The organism is Pantoea sp. AS142 (genome assembly GCF_037152305.1).
Classification (GTDB): domain Bacteria; phylum Pseudomonadota; class Gammaproteobacteria; order Enterobacterales; family Enterobacteriaceae; genus Pantoea.
This window is the reverse complement of the sequence record NZ_JBBCMO010000001.1, coordinates 691,159-708,607: the sequence shown is the minus strand read 5'-3', so window position 1 is coordinate 708,607 and position 17,449 is coordinate 691,159. Positions and strand designations below refer to the sequence as shown.

The following is a 17,449-nucleotide window of genomic DNA, read 5'->3' as shown; positions in this document are numbered from 1 at the left end:
GATTCACCGCACCCTGCTGCTCAGTCATCAGGTATCAGGAAAGGCGGCGGTCGGGGATACACGAAAGCAATCCAGCAAGCAGTCTGGTCATAGAAAGCAACCGGGATTTTATGGCCATTGTCTCCCCGCCATCGGCTAAATCGCAGGCAAAAAAAACCCACCCTCCGTTATCGGAAGGGTGGGGAAAAGTAAGCGTATCCGGTTAAAGTACGCCCAAATTTTCAGGTCAGATTACGAATTCATCTGGAACAATGACATCTTGGACATATCAGTAAAGGTCTTATAAGAAGCCTGAAGTGCCGTCTGCTGCATGGTATAACTGGACGCTGCCTCCGTGTAATCCGCATCAACCAGGTCACTCATCTGCGAGCTGTAGATTACCTTGCGGTCATCACCCTGCGCATTCAGCGTATCAATCTCAGACAGCTGGGTACCAATCTCAGAACGCACGGTTAAGACATTATTCAGCGCGTTCCCCAGGCCGCGGTTAGTTTTATCCATCGCCGCCTGAAAGGTCTGTTTGGTTGCATCATCAGCATCATCCTGTGGCACTTTCAGCGCAGCAATAGCGCTATCAAGCATTTTAAACAGGTTGGTTTCGCTGGCGCTGCCATCCGGCTCTTTGGTGGCATTGCCCGTGATCGCCATAAAGATGTTATCGCCGGTATGAGCTACTGTCATGGTACGGCTTGTGTCAACCTTCTGGGTGATCGCCTCAGTGCCGCCCGTGTAGCTAACCCCAGTCGCTGATGCATCGACGAAGGGGGCACTGTCGGTTTTGTAACCGGCAAAGATGTAGCGGCCATTGGCATCCTGGCTATTTGCCTGGTTAAGCAATTGGGCGCGAATGCCTTCAAGCTGGGTGGCAATTGAAGCACGGTCATCATCGCTCAGCGTACCGGTTGAACCATTGACGATCAGCGTTTGCGCATCCTGGATCCCACTGGTTACGCCTTGCAGCGCATTCTCTTCCAGTGACAGTCCCTGCTCGGCAAAGGTGCGTGCCAGCGCATACTGTTCGCCCTGGGCCTGAGTTTGTGACAACACCACAGCGCGTGACGCAGCAATCGGATCATCAGAGGGGTTGGTGACACGGAGACCGCTGGAGAGCTGCTCGCCCACTTTTAGCCAGGAGGCTTGCGAGTCAGTAATGCCACGCACCTGCTGGTCAAAAATCATATTTGTACTGATTCGCATGTTTTCTCCCGCCCTTAGCGAATATTGATTAATGCATCAAAAATGGTGCTGGCAGTCTGCAGCACCTGCGCATTTGCCATGTAATATTGCTGATATTTCGTCAGGTTAGCGTACTCTTCATCAAGGTTTACACCAGAGACTGACTGCTGGCGATCGGTCAGCTGACTGACCACGCTTTCCTGAGTCGTGCTGGTGGTTTCCAGCGAACTGGTTTTGTTACCCACGGTGCTAACGATGCTGGCATAGGCCTGAGACAGCGTGGCGTTGCCGCCGACCAACTTTGTGTCCTGCAGATTCAGCAATTTTTGCGCATTACGGTTATCACTCTCGCCACCGACTGCACCCGCGGCGGCCACCTGTGATTCACTGGTGATCGCCACTGACATGTCATTTATCACGTTCTGTACCGGCTTCACCAGGAAACTGTCTTTCGCTGCTGGCGCAGGCGTGGCGGCAACGGTCAGCTTCAGACCATCAAAGCTCAGGGTGGTGTTGCCACTGGCGTCGGTACCAGGGGTAATGGTGACAGCGGTGCCGTCTGAAGCACGCGTTGCGGACCAGTTACTGCCGTCATAACTTACGGTGTAATTTGAGGCTTTCAGCGCACTGGTATCTGTCCACTCCGCTGTTACCGACGCAGCGGTACTGTTTTTGCTGCTTGCTGCGACAGTCGGGCTACCAATATTGAAGAAATCGACCCCCTGATCGCCATTACTGTCAAAGCCCTGCTTGTGAATGTCATTGAAGCTGGTGGTGAAAGCGGCCGCTAACTGACCAAGCTGATTCTGCGCCAGATCGAGATCCTGAGAGCGAAACGCCAGCAGACCACCCAGCGAGCCCGTGGTGATCAGTTTTTCTGGAATCTCCATGTTGCCCGCCTGTTTATCGACATAGCCGATAGTGGTGCGCGTTGGATCACTGCTGGAGGTCATCGCTACCAGATCGTTCGACTTGTTGCCGTTCACCAGGGTCAGGCCATTGGCCATTGACACCGTATAGCCCCCATCCTGCTGCGACACCGTGACGCCAACCACATTGTTCAGGTCATTGACCAGCTGATCACGCTTATCCAGCAGATCGTTGGGTGCGGTACCGTTGCCCGTGGTCAGTTTGGCAATCTGCTTGTTGAGATCGGCAATCTGAGTGCTGAAGGTATTGATCTGTTTCACGTTGGAATCGATGTCGGCATTGACGCTGTTCTGCATACTGTTCAGGTATTGCGCCGACGTCTGGAACTGGCTGACCAGTCCCTGCGCGTTGCTGAGTATCGACTGACGCGCTGAGGGATCGTTAGCGTTACTGACCACGTTCTGCAGGTTAGTAAAGAAGCTCTGCAGCGAGGTCGACAGACTGGTGGTCGAGGTCGACAGCAAATCGTCAATGTTGGATATCTGGCTGTGCTGGGTGTCTACCGCGCTGTAGTTCGCGCTGGCACCGCGCAACTGGGTGGCAATGAATGCATCATATTCACGCTGCACACCGCTAATATTCACCCCATTACCGTAATAGCTGTTGCCCTGCAACGTGCTATTCGACTGTGCCAGCACCGTGGTCTGACGTGAATAACCCGCCACGGTGTAATTAGTGATGTTGTTACTGGTGGTGCTCAGAGCGGCCTGCGCGGCACTCAATCCACTCATCGCGGAGTTAATTATGCTGGACATCTCGGTTCCTTACGTTCCCCGTCAACCGGGCTGGCAGACATCAAAGTGGGCGCCAGCAGGCGAAAACGCTTCTGGCTATAGGGATGTTATCGGCTTGCTTAAGTGAAACTTGAGGCGAAATAATCAGAACAGGTCGCCAATATCCTGGCTGTACGCTTTGACGACTTTGTCGCCCATACTTTTGAATTGCTGAATCATTCCCACCAGCTTTTGCGCATATTTCGGATCGGTGGCATAACCGGCTGCCTGTAATGCCTGCGCACCCTGCTCTGCAGTTGTGGCATTTGTCACTGCCGCATAGCGTGGGTTTTTAGTCAGGAGTTTGACGTAGTCGGTCAGCGCCTCGAAATAGGAGTTATATACCCGGAAGCTGGCACGCACTTTCTTCGCTTCGCCCTGTTCATATTCAGTGGTCATGATATCAGTGGTGTCACCTTTCCAGTCGCCGCTGGCTTTAATGCCGAACACGTTGTAACTCGGTTTGCCGTCGCGGGTCAGGATCTGACGCTGGCCCCAGCCCGACTCCAGCGCAGCCTGCGCCAGAATCAGGTGATGAGGAATGCCACTCTGCTGACTGGCAGCCTGCGCCGGTTGCGTAAGCTGGGCGATAAACTCGCTGCTGTCGCTGGGCAGACCTGTTGGTGAAGCCACCGGCAGACGTGGCATCGCCTTGCGCACAATCTGCTCCAGCTGCTGAACGGGCAGCACTGTCGCCCCGCTGGTACTGAGAATAAAGCTGTTATCCAGCTTCATCGGCACCGTACCGGCTTTTTCATCCGGCGGGGTGGCGGGCTGCATCTGTTTGACGATGGTTTCCGCCAGGCCGAGGCCGCGCTTACCCATCTCCTGTGCAATCTGCTGGTCATACATAGAGGTAAAGAGTTTGGTCTGTTCGTTGCTCAAAATGCCGTCCTGCGGCAACGCCTCACGCATACTCTTCAGCATCATCTGTACAAACATCCCTTCGACCTGACGTGCCACCTGCAACGCATGTCCTTTCGGATCGTTACTGGCCTGGTGTTTCAGTTCATTCAGGGAGCGGCTGTCGTAAGCCGCACTCATCGCAGATTGCATATCAGCCATTAGATAATTTCCAGTTTGGCACGCAGACAGCCGGCACTCTGCATCGACTGCAGAATCGACATCAGTTCGATAGGTGACGCACCCAGCGCATTCAGCGCACGTACCACGTTGTTCAGGTTGGCGCTGGCATTGACGCGTTGCAGCGCACCGCCGGTCTGGCGCAGATCGATCTGGGTCTGCGTCGTCGCCACCGTCTGACCACCGGCCAATGGTGTATCGGGCTGACTGACATTCTGCTGCTGGTTAACCGTAACCGACAGGTTGCCCTGCGCCACAGCACACTGATTCAGCGTGACTTCACGGTTCATCACCACCGAGCCGGTACGGGAGTTGATGATCACTTTGGCATCTTCAACCGGAATCGAGACATTAATGTTCTGGATTTCAGCCAGCAGACGCACCTGCGCACCATTATTCGGTGACACGCGGATCTGAACGGTACGGGCATCCAGCGGCTGCGCCGCGCCGTAACCGCCACGGGCATTAATCGCATCAGCAATACGCTGCGCCATTGAGAAATCTTCATTGTTAAGCTGCAGGTTAATCGTATTCTGCGAGCCAAAGTTGCTCTGCAGTTCACGTTCAACCGTGGCACCGCCAGTGATACGGCCACCGTTGAGCTGGTTAACCTGAACACTGCTGCCACCTGCTGACGCGCCCGCACCACCGACCAGGATGTTGCCCTGGGCCAGCGCATAGACCTGGTTATCGACCCCTTTCATCGGCGTCATTAATAGCGTGCCGCCGCGCAGACTTTTGGCGTTACCCAGCGACGAGACCACCACATCCAGATTCTGTCCCTGACGGGCAAACGACGGCAGTTTAGCGGTGACCATTACGGCCGCCACGTTTTTCAGCTGCATGTTGGTTCCGGCAGGAACGGTGATGCCAAGTTGTGACAACATGTTGCTGACTGTCTGGGTGGTAAATGGCGTCTGGGTGGTCTGGTCACCGGTGCCATCCAGCCCCACCACCAGGCCGTAGCCCAGCAGCTGGTTATCACGTACGCCCTGTACTGTGGTTAAATCACGAATCAAATCGGCTTTGGCCAGCAGGCTGACGCCCAGCAGCAGTGCCAGCCCGGCGCGCAACAGCGTTAACTTTTTCATTAAAACCTCTTACATCGGCGAGATGTTCAGGAAGAAACGCTGGAACCAACCCATGGTCTGCGCCTCATTGATGTAACCATTTCCGACATACTCAATCCGTGCATCGGCGACAGCGGTAGATAACACGGCGTTACTGGCGCTGATGGTGCGTGGGTTGACCACGCCCGAGAAGCGAATGAACTCCGTGCCCTGATTAATGGCGATCTGTTTTTCTCCGACCACGTGCAGGTTGCCGTTTGACAACACCTGATCCACGGTGACGGTAATGGTGCCGGTAAAGGTGTTATTGGCGGATGCGCCTCCTTTACCGGCGAAATCGTTTTTGCCTTCGGCGCTGAGATTGGCTTTTTCACCACCTGCACCCACCAGGCCTGCCAGACCGGTCGGCACCGCGCTCACACCAAAGCTGTTGCTGCCATCGCGGCTGGCATTGGCTGAGGAGCTTTTGCTGGCGCTGACGTTTTCCTGCAGCGTGATGGTCAGGGTGTCGCCAATATTGCGTGGGCGGCGATCTTCAAACAGCGGCTGATAGCCGTAGTTAAGTGGCGCAACGCCCTGGAATATAGAGCCGTTTACCACCGGTGGCGCGGACGGCATCGGCTGCGCCGTAGTTGCACCTTCGACCAGCGGGGTACGCGGGACCAGGGCACATCCGTTAAGAGTTAGCAGCAACGAGGCAACTAACCAATGTCCAGGCTTGAGAATCTGTTGCTTCGCCACGGCGTCACGACCTTATTAATGTCTCTATTTCAGGCCAGCACGGGCTGGCCCTGTTCGGGATTAAAGCTGCGTTAATTTCGCCAGCATCTGATCAGAGGTGCTGATCGCCTTGCTGTTGATCTCGTAGGCGCGCTGCGTCTGAATCATGGTGACCAGCTCTTCCGCCACGTTAACGTTCGAGGTTTCGGTATAGCCCTGATAGAGCAGACCCGCACCGTTCTGGCCTGGGGTGCTGTCCGTCGGTGCCCCCGATGCCTGGGTTTCCTTGTAGAGGTTTTCACCCACGCTATCGAGACCGGCGTCATTCATAAAGGTGCTCAGGGTTAACTGACCGACCTGCGCTGCCTGAGCCTGGCCCTGCTGCGTCACGCTGACCACACCGTCACGCGAAACGGTAATGCTGGTGGCATTGGCCGGAATGGTAATGCCTGGCTGCACCGGGAAACCGGAGTTGGTCACCAGCTGGCCATTCTGATCAACCTGAAACGCGCCGTCACGACTATAAGCAGAGGTGCCATCCGGCATCTGAATCTGAAAATAACCCTGACCGTTAATCGCGATATCTTTTGAGTTGCTGGTCTGCGACAGGTTGCCCTGGGTATGCAGACGCTCAGTGGTCACTGGACGCACCCCGGTACCGATCTGCAAACCCGATGGCAGCGTTGTCTGTTCTGATGACTGTGTGCCCGGCTGGCGCATGGTTTGGTACATCAGATCTTCGAACACGGCACGCGAACGTTTAAAGCCGTTGGTGCTGACGTTTGCCAGGTTGTTGGCAATGACGTCCATGTTCATCTGCTGTGCATCAAGACCGGTCTTAGCGATCCATAAAGAACGAATCATGTTGTTATCCTCGTGCCTTAGCTCATGCTCAGGAGCTGATTGGCTTTTTGTTCATTTTCGTCGACGTTAGTGATGACTTTCATCTGCATCTCAAAACGTCGGGCGTTAGCGATCATATCGACCATGGTTTCCACCGGTTTGACGTTGCTGCCCTCCAGCACGCCAGGCATCACCTGCATGGTAGCGTCAGCCTGCAGCGCGGCACCGCGCGTTGCCTGCGTCGCAGCGGTGGGACGGAACATCCCGTCATCACTGCGTTGCAGCTCCTGCCCGGTTGCCCTGACCAGTTTCAGCTTGCCAAGCTGAACCGTGGCATTCGGTGAGTCACCGGCATTCAGGCCGGTGATGGAGCCGTCAGCTGCAATAGTGATTTCGGTACCCTGTGGAATCACAATCGGACCGCCATCGCCCATAACAGGATTGCCCTGAACCGTCAGCGTACCGGTCGGACTGATTTGCATATTGCCGTTGCGGGTATAGGCTTCGCTGCCGTCAGCGGTACGCACCGCCAGCCAGCCATCCTGCTGTACCGCCACATCAAGCGGACGCTCGGTGTAATCCATCGCGCCCTGACTCATGTCGGCGCCCGGTGTAGAGGCGGCGACCAGCGTGCGGGTTGGCAGTGACCAGCCACTCACCGGCACGGCGCGCAGCGCATTCAGCTGCGCACGAAAACCAGGTGTAGAGGCGTTGGCGAGGTTGCTGGCGGTAACCGCCTGCTGATCCAGCGTCTGGCTGGCCGCGCCCATCGCGGTATATATCGCGTGATCCATATGGCAATCCTGTTAGCGAATTAACGTAAGTTAACCAGCGTGTTAAGAATCTGGTCCTGGGTTTTAATGGTCTGCGCATTCGCCTGATAGTTACGCTGCGCCACGATCATGTTCACCAGCTCTTTACTCATATCCACGTTGGATGATTCCAGTGCACCCGCTGTCAGGGAACCAAAGGTCCCGGTATTCGCCAGACCAATCGCTGCCTGACCTGATGCACTTGAAGCAGACCAGACGTTATCGCCCTGCGACTGCAGACCTTCCGGGTTAGAGAAGCTTGCCAGCACAATCTGACCCAGCAGTTGGGTCTTCTGGTTTGAGTAAGTGCCGGTGATGGTGCCGTCATCATTGATCGCATAGCTGGTCAGATCACCAGGCGCATAACCATCCTGAGTCGGGCTGCCAAAGGTGGTGGCGCCGGTGTTCTGCTGCAGGCTGCCCAGCATGCTCAGGCTGATCGGCTGATTCGCTACCGCGCCGTTAGCGGCGGCAGTCTGTCCTGTTGGCGGCACGTTCAGCGTCAGGCCAACAGTGCCATCTGTGGTGGTGCTGACGACGGCGCCGCTGGCATCCAGCTTGGAGACGCTGGTCAGCTTACCGCTGGTGTCAAACGCCATTTTGAAGTCGCCCGCTGAGCTGCCGGTGCTACCATCAATGGTATGCACGGTCCAGCTGTTGCTGGCGGTGTCCTTCACGAAATACATGTCGAGCGCGTGGTCATTACCCTGCGAGTCGTACACGGTTGCCGTGGTTTTCTTGTTGTAGCTGTCTGCATTAGCCGTCGAGAAAGTCGTCACGGATGGCGTTGCATCCGTAGAGTTCAGGTTGGCGACCAGGCCCGTAGTGGTGGTGGCACGGGCTGACATCTGTTCCGTAGGGATAGTGATCGCGACCGGGTTAGCACCCGCCTGAATGGTGGCCGGTGAACCGCTAGCCGGATAACCAGTCACATTCAGCCCCTGGGTGTTGATCAGATTACGGTTGGCATCAAGCGTGAACTGACCGTTACGTGAATAGAAAACACCGCCGCTGCTATCGGTCATACGGAAGAAACCGTTACCGCTCAGCGCAACGTCCAGGCCACGGCTGGTGGTGGTGGTGGATCCGTCGTTAAAGTTCTGGATCACCGCCGCCACTTTTGTGCCGAGGCCAACGTTAGAACCGGCAAACATATCAGCGAATGCGATAGTACTGGATTTAAAGCCCGCAGTGGCGGAGTTGGCGATGTTGTTACCGATGACATCAAGGTTGCTTGAAGCAGCGCCAAGGCCGCTGACCGCTTGGGAAAATGACATGTGTGTGTCTCCTGTCTACAGGTTAATCAGAGAATCTGACGTACGTCGTCAAGGGTGGCGGAGCCCATGGTGCCGAGATCCAGTTTTGTGGTGTCGTTCGCGGTACTCACCCCATTGACGTAGGCGTAGTTAAGCGGTTGTGCCACCAGTTGTGTGCTGCCATTGCTTGCAGAAATTGCAACGCTGTATTTTCCATCCGGGGCGGTTGAGCCATCGCTTAGCTTGCCGTCCCACGAGAAGGTGTGCACGCCAGCGCTCAGCGCGCCCAGATCGACAGTGTCAATCACCGTGCCATTGGCATCTTTGATTGTGGCGGATGACGCGGTTGAGGCGGAGGCCAGTTCAACGCCAAACGGCGTTGTGGTGCCACTGCCCACCAGAATCTGTCCGCCATTGACCATTACGCCATGCCCGATCAGCGTCGAGCTTTGCAGCGACTGGCTGGTGCTAATCTGGCCGGAGATGGAACCCAGCGTGGTATTCAGTTTTTCAATCCCGCTCAGGGTATTGATCTGTGCCAGCTGCGTGGTGAGCTGGCTGTTATCCATTGGATTGGTTGGATCCTGGTTCTGTAACTGCGTTACCAGCATGGTCAGGAACTGATTTTGCAGATCCTGCGCAGTGTTACCGGTGCCGCTGGTGCTGGATGAGCTGAGGACCGTGGGGTCCAGCTTTTCATTAACGCCTACCGCAATAGCCATAATTTTTCTCCGTTATTGTCCCATGGTCAGGGTTTTCATCATCATCGACTTCACGGTGTTGAGCACTTCGACGTTGGCCTGGTAACTGCGTGATGCCGACATGGTGTTGACGCTTTCGGACACCACATCCACGTTCGGCATCTTCACGTAGCCTTTGGCATCAGCCATCGGATTGCCTGGGTCATAGACCAGCTTCGCTGGCGTAGGATCATCCACCACTTTTGCCACTTTCACGCCGCCGGTTGCTGAGCCTGGCGCCGCATCGGTCTGGAAGACCACCTGCTTTGCCACGTAAGGTTTGCCATCGGGGCCGGTGACGCTGTCGGCGTTCGCCAGGTTACTGGCACTGACGTTCAATCGCTGTGACTGCGCGGTCATCGCTGAGCCGGCAATGTCAAAAATATTCAGCAAGGCCATAATTATTGCCCTTGTAACACGCTCATCATGCCTTTGATCTGGCTACTGATGAGGGTGAGATCGGTTTGATATTTCAGGCTGTTATCCGCGAACTGCGTACGCTCACGGTCCATATCTACGGTATTGCCGTCGGCAGCCGGCTGATCGGGAATGCGATAAAGCATGTCCATTGATGGTGCACCGTTTGTTTGTGCTTCAATGTGGCGAGCTGACGTAACTTTTAGCGCCATGCTGCTGCCTTCCGCACGGCCATTGGACATCACCCGACTCAGCTCGCTGGCAAAGTCGATATCCCGGGCCTGATAACCTGGGGTATCGGCGTTGGCGATATTTGACGCCAGGATCTCCTGACGTTGAGCACGCAGGTTGAGGGCCTCCGTACCAAATTTCAGCGCCGCATCCAGTTTGTCGAGCATGTTTCCTCCGCGTATGAGAATTTTGAGTTCGCAGCTTAATTTGAAAAAGCAAGGGGTCATCGTCTGAATAACGCCTCAAATGACCGCTATTTTGGCTCTTGAGTATTTTTTGTAACGGGTACACTCGTCGCCATCATCAGTGAGGAAATGCAAAATGCGTCGATATCTGACCCTGCTGACCAGCCTGCTGGTCGCGATCGCCCTGCCGGTTTCTGCCGGGGATCTCAATGCACAACTGAATCAATTTTTTAAAGCGCGTGACGCACAGCATGCTGATGGCATGGTCGTGGTGGTCCGCACGCCACAGGAACAGTGGCCAACCTGTGAGACGCCACAGTTCACGCTGCCCGGCAACAGCCGGTTGTGGGGCAATATGAGCGTGGCAGCAAACTGCGGTGAGAACCGCCGTTATCTCCAGGTACAGGTTCAGGTCACCGGCTCTTATCTGGTGGCAAACCGGCTGCTGAGCCAGGGCAGTAGCGTCAGTGAGAGTGATTTCACGCTACAGACCGGCCGCCTTGATACTCTGCCCGCCCGCGCCCTGCTGAATGCTGACTCGATCGCAGACGCCGTGGTGCTGCGCGATATCCAGCCAGGACAACCAATTAATCCGTCAACGCTGCGTCAGCCATGGCGGGTCAAGGCAGGTCAGAGTGTGATGGTGATTGCCAGCGGCGATGGATTTGACGCCAGCGGAGAGGGCAAGGCGCTGAACAACGCCGCCCGTTCGCAGTCGGTTCGGGTCAGGATGGGAAATGGTCAGGTCGTCAGCGGTAAGGTGCGCGAGGATGGGAATATTCTTATAACGCTGTAAAGTGTTAAAGAAGCCATAGGTACTGCCGATAGAAGAGTCAACAAAGCGATAACGCTATTATGATTCAGGTGGCAGACTTCCCCTGACCGTACAGGAGCCCGAATATGAGCATTGACAGAACACAACCTCTGAAACCCGCTAGCACCGTGCAAAGTCGCGACAGCAGTGAGTCCGGTAGCAGTAAAGTGCGCCAGACGACCAGCCCGGTGGCAACCACACCGGCTGCAGCCCAGGTCAGCCTGAGCAGCGCGCAGTCGCAGCTGATGCAACCGAGCAGCAAAGACATTAATGTCGAGCGTGTTGAACAATTGAAAACCGCCATTCGTAATGGCGAACTGAAGATGGATACCGGCAAAATCGCCGATGCGCTGATTGCCGACACCAAGGCGTATATAGAGGGTAATTAGTTCCCATGAGTAATTTGCAGACCACATTAGATAAGATGCAGGACGTGCTGGCATCGCTGTCAGCCGTATTAGAAGAAGAGCAGCAGCAGCTGGCAGCTGGCAGCATTAACAGCAACCTGTTGCAGCGTATCACCGAAGATAAAAGTGCCCTGCTCAGTACGCTGAACTATCTGGATGAAATGCGCCGCACCGCTGAACAGAGTCAGGCGACATCGGCACCTTATCGTGGTCAGAACGACATGGCGCGCCGCTGGGATAGTATCCAGCAGCATACCCGTCGTCTGCAGGATGCCAATGTCCATAATGGCCTGCTGCTGCAACACCAGATCCGCTACACTGCGGATGCACTTGAAATGCTGAAGCCGCATCAGACGCAGGCTTTTTATGGCCCGGATGGGATGGGGAAAGGTCAGGCGACGCTGAGTCGCAAAGCCTGAGCCTGAAAAAAATCCCGCCAGGTGCGGGATTTTTTGTTGGCTTGTTTTATTGTGAGGCTCTCAACCTCACATAGCGGTGCGCCGGGCATAGTCGCGCAGCCGGAAGCCCAGCAGCCCCAGCGCCAGGAAGTAGGCGCCCACACCCACGCCACAGACCGCGGCCAGACGCAGCAACCGCCACAGCATCGACCCCTGCTCCCAGGCTGGCATCCACTGCAGCATGGCAAACAGCGCCCCTGCCATTACCACCACGGCGATCACCAGGCGGATCAGAAAGCTGCACCAGCCCGGCTGCGGCATAAAGATCTGCTTCTTACGCAACTGCCAGTAGAGCAGCGCTGCATTCAGACAAGCCGCCAGCCCAATCGACAGCGACAAACCGGCATGCTTCAGAGGACCAATAAACGCGAGGTTCATCAATTGCGTCATGATCAGCGTGAAGATAGCGATCTTCACCGGGGTTCTTATGTCCTGCCTTGAATAGAAGCCCGGAGCCAGTACCTTGACCACAATCAACCCCATCAGTCCGACAGAATAGGCAATCAGCGCACGCTGCGTCATCAATGCATCAAACGCGGTGAATTTACCGTACTGAAATAGCGCTACCGTCAATGGGCCGGATAAGATGCACAGTGCAACCGCGCTCGGCAGCGCCAGCAAAAAACAGAGACGCAACCCCCAGTCCATCAGCCTTGAATATTCGACATGGTTGCCGCTGGCAAAACTTTTGGCCAGCGACGGCAGCAGGATGGTACCCAGGGCCACGCCTAATACGCCAGATGGCAGCTCCATAAGGCGGTCGGCATAGTACATCCAGGAGACGGAACCAGAGACCAGAAACGAAGCGAAAATAGTGTTAATAATCAGCGAGATTTGACTGACTGACACCCCAAGAATGGCGGGTGCCATCTGACGCATAACGCGCCAGACGCCCGCGTCACGCAGATTTAATCTGGGCAGCACCAGCATGCCGAGTTTTTTCAGGTGGGGCAGTTGATACATCAATTGTAACACGCCGCCAAACACAACAGCCCAGGCTAGCGCCATGACGGGTGGATGAAAATAGGGAGCAGCAAACAGCGCAAAGCCAATCATACTGACATTCAGCAGCGTGGGTGCAAAAGCGGGAACCGAGAAGCGGTTCCATGTGTTGAGCACCGCCCCCGCCAGCGACGCCAGCGATATCAGCAGAATATAGGGAAAAGTGACGCGTAGCAGCGAGCTGGTGAGGGCAAACTTATCCGCGTTATCACTGAAGCCGGGAGCCGTAACCATGATGACCCAGGGTGCAGCAATGACACCCGCCACGGTAACCAGCGCCAGAATTAGCGTCAGTAAACCTGATACATAGGCCAGAAATAGGCGGGTAGCCTCTTCTCCCTGTTTATTTTTGTACTCTGCCAGAATCGGCACAAAAGCCTGGGAAAAAGCACCTTCAGCAAAAATACGGCGTAAAAGATTGGGCAACTTCAGCGCTACATAAAATGCATCGGTCGCCATTCCGGCGCCAAATATCCGCGCGACAATGGCATCACGGGCAAAGCCCAGTACGCGGGAAAACAGGGTCATAGAACTGACCGCTGCCAGCGATTTCAACAAATTCATAATTGACGGCGCATCCTGAAAAGAATCGGCAAAAAAGGAGAATTAGCGCGGGCACCTGAGAATGCCCGGCGACAGTCTACTGCCCTGGAGGGAAATCACCAGCCCGGAGTGTTACAAGGCGTTATTCCCGGGTGGCATCACGCCACAGTTTTTCCACCACACGCTGCGCCATCAGCGCCTGCTCACCACTGGTTTCAGGCTTCGTCTGATTTTGTACGCAGTCGATAAAATGGTGCGCCGCACCGCTAAAACCGCGCTGGGTCAGATGGCTCTGCCAGGCGGGTGGTGGCGTAATCAGCAGGCTGTCACTGTGTTCTTCCTGCCAGTCACGCATCTCACTGATGTCGATGCATTTACCGTCACACACCACGCTGACCCGCTCGCGCTGGCTGCCTGCGCGCCGGTGCATACTGGTGGTAACTGACAAGCCATCAACAGCGAAATGGTGTTCGGCATAGAGCATCTGCCCCTGTTCGTTGGTGTCGATGCGTCCCTGAAACTGGCGAAAGGGCTTCCCGCCCAGCCAGAGTGCGGTGTCCACCACATGAAGGTAGTCATCGAGCAACGTAAAGCGAAGATCCTGAGGTCCGACGCTGTCGCTGCGGTGCTTTTCTATGCGCAGGGAGGCGGCGTCAGCCATCTCTGCCCGCAGCTGCTGATAGCGCGGGGCAAACCGCCGGTTAAACGCCACCATCAGTTTACGCTGGCGTTTTTCCGCCAGCGCCACCAGTGCTTCAGCCTGCTCCAGGGTTTCGGCCAGCGGCTTATCGACACAGACATCCTTTCCTGCCAGCAGCAGCGCCCTGACCACTTCATAGTGCGTGGAAGTGCTGCTGTGGACAAATACCGCGTCGCAGGCAGCGGCTAATTCATTCAGTGAACCAAAGCATTGCATGCGATAACTGTCACAGACTGGCCGGGCTTTGGTCTGGTTCGGGGAAAATGCGCCTACCAGCGCCCAGTCAGTTGCCGCCGACAGCACCGGCAGCCAGGCTTTCTGCGCAATACCGCCTAATCCCACCACGCCAATACGTAATACCATTTCAACTCTCCGGTTGCAGCCGTTGGGTGAGTCGGGCCTGAAGCTCTGCGACCTGCTGTTCCAGGGTCGCAACGCGATCCGCCAGACAGCGCTGCTCTTCCAGAGCCTCGGCGGCCTGCGGCGGGTCATTTTTGTCGCCCAGCAGATGCATAAAGCGACTTTCGCGCTTGCCAGGCTCACGCGCCAGGCTGATCACCCGGGCACTGTCGTCACGCTGTATCAATCCTTTCAGCGTCTGCTCGACTTCACTCACATCACTGAACTCGTGAAGACGACCGCTGCGGGTACGCAGTTCGCCTGGCGTCTGTGGCCCGCGTAACAGCAGCAGAGTCAGCACAGCGACTTCGGCGCGGTTGAGCTTCAGCGTGCCAAACGCGGAGTTACAGAAACGTTGCTCATATTTCACCACCCGCTGCCCGGCAGCGCTGCTGGCGGTGACCAGGTGCTGCTTTTCCAGCTGGTCGAGCTCATCTTGTACAGCGCTTTCACTTAGCTCCATCACCGGCTCACGGTTCGATTTCTGGTTGCAGGCAACCACTACGCCATTCAGTGACAGTGGATACTGTTCCGGGGTGGTGACCTGCTTCTCCAGCAGGCAGCCCAGTACGCGCAACGCCTGCGCCGATAAAACCATTTTCATGCTCGCGTCCTCATTAATATCCCCGCCGGTCAGCCGTCCATTCCCGCACGGTTAAGGCTGTCAGCACATGATCCTGCCAGCGTCCGTCGATCAGCAGATAATCTTTAGCGTAACCCTCTTTCTCAAAACCGAGACGTGCCAGCAGATCGCCGCTTCGCTGGTTATGTGGCATGTAATTCGCCATGATGCGATGAATATGCTGCTGACGTTGCATATAGCGGATAGCTGCCTGCAACGCTTCGAACATCAGCCCCTGTCCCTGCCACTTTTCACCCAGTGAATAGCCGAGATAACAGGCGTGAAAGGATCCGCGCAGCACATTGCTGAAGTTCGCCACACCCCGCACTTCGGTTTCATCGCTGTCCATTAAAATAAAATAGAAGGCCGAACCCTGCTTGTGCAGGTCGGAAATAAGGCCGAGCCGCGCCTGCCAGCCGGAGGGGTAGCAGTGGCTGTCATCGCGCACCGGCTCCCACGGTTTTAAAAACAGGCGGTTTTCCGCGTAGTAATCTGCCATTCGCCAGGCATCACGTTCGTGAACCAGACGGACCACCAGCCGATCGGTGGTTAATCGCACCCTGGGCGCGGCAGAGCGATAGCCAAACATCCTGACTCCTGAAATCAATGGCTGATAGAGATGAGCCGTCATTACCCGGCTTTCACTATAACCGCCGCCTGGCCTGCGGTAAAACGTTACAACTGATTAGCGATAAAGAGGTTGATTTTGCTCTGTTATCACAGCAAACAACACTAGCGGCAGGCGACTTCAGCAGTGGACTTTGCAGCACGCCTGACTGACAAGCCAGGTTTGCCCTGTGGGGTAATCTCTTCCATACTTTTTGCAAGCCTGAAAACAGGATGAATTGATTCACTCTGTTAAACACTCAATCTGTAAAGCCCGGGAGATCAGGATGAAGCTCTATATCTATGACCACTGCCCTTTTTGTGTTAAAGCACGAATGATTTTTGGCCTGAAAAATAAACCGGTTGAGCTGGTGGTGATGCTCAACGACGATGAAGCGATGCCGAAACGCCTGGTCGGACAAAAAATGTCACCTATTTTGCAGAAGCAGGATGGCAGCGCAATGCCTGAGAGCATGGAGATTGTGCACTTTATCGATCATCAGGATGGTGAGCCGCTGATCACCGGCGCGCGGAATCCGGCGATTGGCGATTGGCTGCGTCACATGAACAGCTATGTCAATAAACTGCTGTTGCCGCGCATTGCAGAGGCGGCATTTGCCGAATTCGCTACGCCAGAGGCGCGTGACTATTTCCGTACCAAAAAGCAGCCGAGCATCGGTGATTTCGAGATGCTGAAAAGTCACTCAGCCGGACTGATTAAAAATGTGAGCAGCGATCTGCGTAAGCTGAACAAATTAATCGAACAGCCCAATGCGGTGAACGGCAAACTGTCGGAAGATGATTTTAACCTCTTCCCATTGCTGCGCTCTCTGACGCTGGTGGCCGGTATCGACTGGCCGGGGCGGGTCGCTGACTACCGCGATAACATGGCCAAACAGACCCAGATTAATCTGCTGTCATCAATTGCCCACTAACCCTGCCCCGATGAGAAACGCTGCGGCGTTTCTCATCCCTTTCCTGATGACACCCGCTGCGCATTCAGGCAGGCTATACCCTGTTTTTGGCTCTGATATTCAGGATAAAGATCGATGAAAAAGGCTTTTTTCGGGCTGTCTGCCCTGTTGATTGCGCTGCTGGTAAGCGGCTGTAATCAACTGACGCAATACACTATCAGCGAACAGGAAGTGAACCAGGCACTGCAGAAGCATAACAATTATGAGAAAGATATTGGCGTTTCCGGGTTGGTGAATGCGCACATTGTGCTGAATAGCCTGACCAGCCAGATCGGCCGTGAAGAGCCGGGTAAAGTGACGCTTTCCGGTAATGCGAAAATCAACGTGACTTCGTTGTTTGGCCCGCAGCAGGCCGATATGCAATTGAAGATGCGTGCTCAGCCGGTCTATGACCAGCAGCAGGGCGCGATCTATCTGCGCGATCTGGAGATTGTGGATGCACAGGTTGCCCCAGAAAAAATGGCCTCAGTCATGAAGACGCTGACGCCTTACCTCAATCAATCGCTGAAAAGCTATTTTGATCAAAAGCCAGCTTACGTGCTCAGCGCTGACCGTAGCAAAGGTGAGTCGCTGGCGAAGAAACTGGCTAAAGGGCTGGAAGTGAAACCGGGTGAGCTGGTGATCCCCTTCACGCAGTAACCCCAATCCGCGCTCTCCGGCGCGGATTTTCAATGCCGGCATAAAAACC

At 55.4% G+C, this 17,449-nt stretch carries 21 protein-coding genes; 6 read left to right on the top strand and 15 right to left on the bottom strand.

Features of this window, described 5'->3' with window-relative positions:
- Positions 1-231: 231 nt before the first annotated feature.
- The 11 genes from flgL to flgB form a co-directional block, all read right to left on the bottom strand.
- Complete coding sequence (gene flgL, locus WFO64_RS03615) at positions 232-1,197, bottom strand: flagellar hook-associated protein FlgL (RefSeq protein WP_337008998.1); 966 nt, start codon at positions 1,195-1,197, stop codon at positions 232-234.
- 14 nt (positions 1,198-1,211) lie between these two features.
- Complete coding sequence (gene flgK / locus WFO64_RS03610) at positions 1,212-2,861, bottom strand: flagellar hook-associated protein FlgK (RefSeq protein ID WP_337008996.1); 1,650 nt, start codon at positions 2,859-2,861, stop codon at positions 1,212-1,214.
- A 123-nt stretch (positions 2,862-2,984) separates the two neighbouring features.
- Positions 2,985-3,944: a flagellar assembly peptidoglycan hydrolase FlgJ gene (gene flgJ, locus WFO64_RS03605; RefSeq protein ID WP_337008994.1), complete on the bottom strand. Its 960-nt coding sequence runs from the start codon at positions 3,942-3,944 to the stop codon at positions 2,985-2,987.
- Entirely contained in the window at positions 3,944-5,053 is a 1,110-nt protein-coding gene (locus tag WFO64_RS03600; protein ID WP_337008992.1) for a flagellar basal body P-ring protein FlgI, read from the bottom strand. The genes flgJ and WFO64_RS03600 overlap by 1 nt, the downstream gene beginning before the upstream one ends.
- A 9-nt stretch (positions 5,054-5,062) precedes the next feature.
- Positions 5,063-5,773: a flagellar basal body L-ring protein FlgH gene (locus WFO64_RS03595; RefSeq protein WP_029518984.1), complete on the bottom strand. Its 711-nt coding sequence runs from the start codon at positions 5,771-5,773 to the stop codon at positions 5,063-5,065.
- A 60-nt stretch (positions 5,774-5,833) separates the two neighbouring features.
- Positions 5,834-6,616 (bottom strand): flagellar basal-body rod protein FlgG, encoded by a 783-nt coding sequence (gene flgG, locus WFO64_RS03590; protein ID WP_064704532.1) that lies wholly within the window; start codon positions 6,614-6,616, stop codon positions 5,834-5,836.
- 17 nt (positions 6,617-6,633) lie between these two features.
- Positions 6,634-7,389 (bottom strand): flagellar basal body rod protein FlgF, encoded by a 756-nt coding sequence (locus WFO64_RS03585; protein ID WP_337008988.1) that lies wholly within the window; start codon positions 7,387-7,389, stop codon positions 6,634-6,636.
- Positions 7,390-7,409: 20 nt separating this feature from the next.
- Positions 7,410-8,684, bottom strand: a complete 1,275-nt coding sequence (gene flgE / locus WFO64_RS03580) for a flagellar hook protein FlgE (RefSeq protein WP_337008986.1) — start codon at positions 8,682-8,684, stop codon at positions 7,410-7,412.
- Positions 8,685-8,710: 26 nt separating this feature from the next.
- Complete coding sequence (flgD, locus tag WFO64_RS03575; RefSeq protein ID WP_337008984.1) at positions 8,711-9,385, bottom strand: flagellar hook assembly protein FlgD; 675 nt, start codon at positions 9,383-9,385, stop codon at positions 8,711-8,713.
- Between the two features lie 12 nt (positions 9,386-9,397).
- Positions 9,398-9,802, bottom strand: a complete 405-nt coding sequence (gene flgC / locus WFO64_RS03570; RefSeq protein WP_337008982.1) for a flagellar basal body rod protein FlgC — start codon at positions 9,800-9,802, stop codon at positions 9,398-9,400.
- Between the two features lie 2 nt (positions 9,803-9,804).
- Positions 9,805-10,218 (bottom strand): flagellar basal body rod protein FlgB, encoded by a 414-nt coding sequence (flgB, locus tag WFO64_RS03565; protein ID WP_013357439.1) that lies wholly within the window; start codon positions 10,216-10,218, stop codon positions 9,805-9,807.
- 154 nt (positions 10,219-10,372) lie between these two features.
- On the opposite strand from flgB, the gene flgA reads away from it, so the two are divergent.
- The 3 genes from flgA to flgN all read left to right on the top strand — a co-directional run bounded on the left by flgA (position 10,373) and on the right by flgN (position 11,876).
- Positions 10,373-11,032 (top strand): flagellar basal body P-ring formation chaperone FlgA, encoded by a 660-nt coding sequence (flgA, locus tag WFO64_RS03560; protein ID WP_337008979.1) that lies wholly within the window; start codon positions 10,373-10,375, stop codon positions 11,030-11,032.
- Positions 11,033-11,136: 104 nt separating this feature from the next.
- Entirely contained in the window at positions 11,137-11,439 is a 303-nt protein-coding gene (flgM, locus tag WFO64_RS03555) for a flagellar biosynthesis anti-sigma factor FlgM (protein WP_337008977.1), read from the top strand.
- Positions 11,440-11,444: 5 nt separating this feature from the next.
- Complete coding sequence (gene flgN, locus WFO64_RS03550; protein WP_337008975.1) at positions 11,445-11,876, top strand: flagellar export chaperone FlgN; 432 nt, start codon at positions 11,445-11,447, stop codon at positions 11,874-11,876.
- 66 nt (positions 11,877-11,942) lie between these two features.
- Here the strand turns inward: flgN and murJ are convergent, their stop codons facing one another.
- The 4 genes from murJ to rimJ all read right to left on the bottom strand — a co-directional run bounded on the left by murJ (position 11,943) and on the right by rimJ (position 15,770).
- The gene (gene murJ, locus WFO64_RS03545) at positions 11,943-13,481 is read right to left on the bottom strand and encodes a murein biosynthesis integral membrane protein MurJ (protein WP_337008973.1); all 1,539 of its coding nucleotides are present in this window, start codon (positions 13,479-13,481) and stop codon (positions 11,943-11,945) included.
- 121 nt (positions 13,482-13,602) lie between these two features.
- The gene (locus tag WFO64_RS03540) at positions 13,603-14,523 is read right to left on the bottom strand and encodes a Gfo/Idh/MocA family protein (protein WP_337008971.1); all 921 of its coding nucleotides are present in this window, start codon (positions 14,521-14,523) and stop codon (positions 13,603-13,605) included.
- Position 14,524: 1 nt separating this feature from the next.
- Entirely contained in the window at positions 14,525-15,163 is a 639-nt protein-coding gene (locus WFO64_RS03535) for a YceH family protein (protein ID WP_337008969.1), read from the bottom strand.
- Positions 15,164-15,176: 13 nt separating this feature from the next.
- Positions 15,177-15,770, bottom strand: coding sequence for a ribosomal protein S5-alanine N-acetyltransferase (gene rimJ, locus WFO64_RS03530; protein ID WP_337008967.1), 594 nt, complete (start codon positions 15,768-15,770; stop codon positions 15,177-15,179).
- A gap of 17 nt (positions 15,771-15,787) precedes the next feature.
- On the opposite strand from rimJ, the gene WFO64_RS03525 reads away from it, so the two are divergent.
- From WFO64_RS03525 to WFO64_RS03515, 3 genes are all read left to right on the top strand, one after another.
- Positions 15,788-15,961, top strand: coding sequence for a hypothetical protein (locus tag WFO64_RS03525; RefSeq protein WP_337008965.1), 174 nt, complete (start codon positions 15,788-15,790; stop codon positions 15,959-15,961).
- Positions 15,962-16,074: 113 nt separating this feature from the next.
- Positions 16,075-16,722 (top strand): glutaredoxin 2, encoded by a 648-nt coding sequence (gene grxB / locus WFO64_RS03520; protein ID WP_337008963.1) that lies wholly within the window; start codon positions 16,075-16,077, stop codon positions 16,720-16,722.
- A 114-nt stretch (positions 16,723-16,836) separates the two neighbouring features.
- A complete protein-coding gene (locus WFO64_RS03515; RefSeq protein WP_337008961.1) occupies positions 16,837-17,400 on the top strand; it encodes a lipoprotein in 564 nt (187 codons plus the stop codon).
- Positions 17,401-17,449: the final 49 nt, after the last annotated feature.